At 61.2% G+C, this 4,159-nt stretch carries 4 protein-coding genes; all 4 read left to right on the plus strand.

The genetic code is table 11. The annotated features are described in order from the left end of the window. On the plus strand, window positions 1–604 hold a 604-nt coding region (locus EOM25_12740), incomplete at its 5' end, for an NAD-dependent epimerase/dehydratase family protein (protein NCC26041.1). Next, complete coding sequence (locus EOM25_12745; GenBank protein ID NCC26042.1) at window positions 601–1,521, plus strand: 4-deoxy-4-formamido-L-arabinose-phosphoundecaprenol deformylase; 921 nt, start codon at window positions 601–603, stop codon at window positions 1,519–1,521. The genes EOM25_12740 and EOM25_12745, both read left to right, overlap by 4 nt. Next, complete coding sequence (locus EOM25_12750) at window positions 1,518–3,221, plus strand: phospholipid carrier-dependent glycosyltransferase (GenBank protein ID NCC26043.1); 1,704 nt, start codon at window positions 1,518–1,520, stop codon at window positions 3,219–3,221. The genes EOM25_12745 and EOM25_12750 overlap by 4 nt, the downstream gene beginning before the upstream one ends. Next, window positions 3,218–4,159, plus strand: a 942-nt coding sequence (locus tag EOM25_12755; GenBank protein NCC26044.1) for an LptF/LptG family permease, incomplete at its 3' end; no start/stop codon positions are given. The genes EOM25_12750 and EOM25_12755, both read left to right, overlap by 4 nt.

The following is a 4,159-nucleotide window of genomic DNA, read 5'->3' on the forward strand; positions in this document are numbered from 1 at the left end:
CTCCTGCGCCAAGCAGATGCTCGACCGGGTCATCTGGGCCTACGGGGCCACCCGTGCCCTCGCGTTCACCATCTTCCGGCCCTTCAACTGGATCGGCCCCCGCCTGGACAGTTTGGCCTCGGCCCGCATCGGCAGTTCCCGGGCCATCACCCAGCTCATCCTCAATCTGGTTGAGGGTACACCCATCCAACTCGTGGACGGAGGCCTCCAGAAACGCTGCTTCACCGACGTAGTCGACGGAGTGGAGTGCCTGACCCGCCTCATCGAGAACAAGGCCGACAATTGCAACGGCCAGATCGTGAACATCGGCAATCCGGACAACGAAGCCAGCATCAAGGAATTGGCCGAACTTCTAGTGGACCGCTTCGAGGCCCATCCCCTGCGTGGCGAATTTCCTCCCTTTGCCGGGTACAAGGTCATCGAGAGCCGGTCCTACTACGGCCGGGGCTACGAGGACGTCCAGCATCGGCGTCCGAGCATCAGAAACGCCCGCCGTCTGGTCAGCTGGACCCCGTCCGTGGCCCTGGTCGAGTCAGTGGAAAAGACCCTGGACTATTTTCTTTGCGAGGCCGTTGCCGCCCGCGGTGGCAAATCCGGTTCATGAACGACGACCGCCGGATCGGCCTTCGCGTCGATGTCGACACCCTCCGGGGAACCGCCAAAGGCGTTCCGGCCCTGTGCGGCCTCCTGGCCGAGAGGAACATCCGGGCCACCTTCTATTTTTCCGTGGGCCCGGACAACATGGGGCGTCACCTCTTCCGGCTCCTGCGGCCCTCCTTCGCGTGCAAGATGCTCCGGACCAAAGCGGCCAGCCTCTACGGCTGGGACATCCTGATCCGGGGCACCCTCTGGCCCGGGCCCATCATTGGCCGCCGTTGTCGGCAGATCATCGTTGACACGGCCGCCGCAGGCCATGAGATCGGCCTCCACGCCTGGGACCACCACGCCTGGCAGGCCAGATCCCGTACCTGGGGCCAGGACCAGATCCGGGCCGACATCCTTCGCGGACTCACGGTTTTGTCCGAAATTCTCGACACCGTTCCCGTTTCCACGGCCTCTCCCGGCTGGCGCACCACCGAGGCCGTCCTCAAGGCCAAGGACGACCTGCCGCTCTCGTTCCACTCCGATTGTCGGGGCACGGACATCTTCTATCCGATCATCGACGACAAAACTTTGAAAATTCCTCAGGTTCCAGTGACCTTGCCGACCTATGACGAGGTCGTGGGCCGAAACGACATCGGGCCTGACCAATTCAACGACCATATCCTGAACCTGCTCCGTCCTGGCCAGCTCAATGTTCTGACCATCCACGCCGAGGCCGAGGGCCTTTCCTGCCGTCCTCTGTTCCATGACTTTTTGGACCGGGCCATGGCCCGAGGCTGGGCCCTCTCCCCGCTCGGCGACCTAGCGGCCGAGGCTGAAAGAAATGGGGCCATCGTCAGGGCGGCCATGGTCCAGGGCCATCTTCACGGCCGGGAAGGCTGGCTGGCCTTCCAGCAAACCCTTCAAGGAACATCATGAACCAAGATCTGTCGACCTCTCTTTGGCCGAAGCGGTCGGGGCTCATCCTCGTTCTGGCCTTTGTCCTCGTCTACATCCTTCCCCTGGGCGTGCGGCCCATCGTCATCCCTGATGAGACCCGCTACGCCATGATACCCTGGGAGATGATCCAGAGCGGAGACTGGGCCGTTCCCCGCCTCATCGGGCTGAGCTATTTCGAGAAGCCTGTCCTTGGCTACTGGCTGAATGCCGCCTCCATGCTCGTCCTGGGCGAGACCCCCATGGCCATTCGCCTGTCATCGGCTCTGGCCGCCGGTCTGGCCGCCCTGGTCATTCATCTCCTGGCCCGACGCTTTTTCAGGGACCGGTCCACGGCCCTGCTGGCTCCTGCCATCTTTTTGACCATGGGCTGGGTCTACGCCATTGGCACCTTTTCCGTGCTGGATTCACCCCTGACCGGATTTCTGACCGTTGCCTGTGCGCTGTTCTTCCTGGCCGCTCAAACTCCACCGGGGCTCAAACGCCAAATCTTTCTGGCCCTGTTCGGAGTTGTCTGCGGCCTAGCCTTCATGACCAAGGGGTTCACGGCCTTTGCCGTGCCCGTGGTGACCATCGTGCCCTACATGCTCTGGGAAAAACGCTGGAAGGAACTCTTCACCCTCTGCTGGACACCCATGCTGTTTGCCTTCCTCACCGCTCTGCCCTGGGCCCTTGTCGTTCACGGCCGGGAACCTGACTTCTGGCGCTACTTCTTCTGGGTCGAGCACATCCAGAGATATCTGTCCGACGAGGCCCAGCACCCGCAGCCGCTCTGGTTCTTCCTGCCCGTGCTCCTGGCCGGGGCCCTGCCCTGGACGCTCCTCTTCCCTGCCGCGGCCAAGGGTATTGCCCGCGAACACCTCAAACTGCCTTTGATTCGCTACGCCGTCTGCTGGGCCCTGTTTCCGTTCCTGTTTTTTTCGGCCTCCAGCGGTAAGCTCGGCACCTATATCCTGCCCTGCTTCCCCCCTCTGGCCCTGCTCATGGCCTTTGGCCTGGTACGGGTCTGGGAATCCCGTAATAAATTGATCCAGGGAGCGGCCGTTTTTATGATGGTCTTTCTCGGTCTTGGCTTATTGGTTGTCTGGGGGGTGCACCTCTTCGGGCCTGACGCGATCCGGCCCTATACCGGGCCCGAGGCCTGGAAGAATCTTCTGGCCGGGGCCGCCATTCTGTCATGGCTGGGCATCCTGGCCTGGATCGTCAGGAAACGAATACCGGCCCGGACCGTCCAGGCCTTTGCCCTGGCTCCAATCCCGGCCATGATCATGGTCCCTTTCCTTTTTCCGACCCAGCTGGTCGGCGAGATCAAGGCCCCGGGTGCATTCCTGGAGAAAAACGCCCACTTGGTTCGACCCGAGGCCGTGGTTTTTTCCGACGACCATGTCTTCCGGGCCGTGGCCTGGTACTATCGCCGCCCAGACGTGAACATCCTCCTCGGAGCCGGGGAAATCTCCTACGGCATCAATACCCCAGAGGGCCAGGGTCGCAAGTTCGGGCTCGACGAATTCTCGCGGCTGGTCACAGATCCAAACCGATCCGTGCCTGTGATTCTGGTCCAGAAGCGTAGCCGAAGGGAAAAATACATGGACCACTTGCCCACACCCTCCTTTGTCGACCAGAACCGGGGCTTCGTCTTTCAGCTCTTCGACCCGCCGGGACCTTCGGCCGCAGAGCCATGACCATTCTCCAGCGCTACCTGCTTCGCCAGAATCTGACCTATTTCCTCCTCATTTTTGGCTTGTCCCTTGGGATTTATCTCCTGGTGGATGTCTTCGACCGCCTGGAAAAATTCCTGAACCAAGGCGTCCCGGCAGGAACCATCGTCTGGTACTTCGTCCTGAAGCTCCCCCTCATCGTCACCCAGCTTCTGCCCATAGTCTTTCTGCTCTCCATCCTCATCCAACTGGGCCTCATGTCCAGGACCCGGGAACTGATCGCCCTGGAGTCCTCGGCCCTGTCCATGGGATCCGTGATCCGCTTCTTTCTGGTCTGGGCCTTGATCTGGACCGGGATTCACCTGTTCTTCTCCCAATACCTGGGCTATGCCAGCGACCGCGAATCGACCCGCATCTGGGACTCGGAGGTCCGAAACCGGCAGGTCGAAAACCGGACCCTCTTTGACGTCTGGTTCAAGGAAAACCGGCACATGATTCATCTGGAGGAAGTGACCCCTTCGACCAGAACCGGCCGGGGGCTGACAGTCTTTGAAACCGCCGCGGACTACGGTGACTTGCGGAAAATCGTCTCGGCGGAAGCGTTTTCAGCCGAAAAAGATTCGGGTCCCTGGCATCTGGAGGGTGTGACCGTGGTCGATCCCCTGGATTTCTCCACCCGGACCGTCCAGGCCGAGGATCTAAACCTGGCCACCGATCCGGCCACCTTTCTGGTTGTCGACCCCAAAACCGATCCCGAAGGTCTGTCCATCTGGCAATTGGGGCGGGTCATCGAGGAACTGGAGCGCTCGGGCTCCGGCGTGGCCAGACTGCGGACCGTCTGGCATATGAAACTGGCCTACACGTTTTCCACGATCTGCCTGACACTGGTCGGCCTGGCCCTGGCCCTATCCAGCCGAAACGTCTATCTTTTATTCTTACTGGGCATGCTTTCAGTCTTCATC

The organism is Deltaproteobacteria bacterium (assembly GCA_009929795.1).
Lineage (GTDB): Bacteria > Desulfobacterota > Desulfovibrionia > Desulfovibrionales > Desulfomicrobiaceae > RZZR01.

Excerpts from the sequence above, each read along its gene's own strand:
- EOM25_12745 (NCC26042.1), top strand. The coding sequence starts at position 601 with ATGAACGACGACCGCCGGATCGGCCTTCGCGTCGATGTCGACACCCTC.
- EOM25_12750 (NCC26043.1), top strand. The coding sequence starts at position 1,518 with ATGAACCAAGATCTGTCGACCTCTCTTTGGCCGAAGCGGTCGGGGCTC.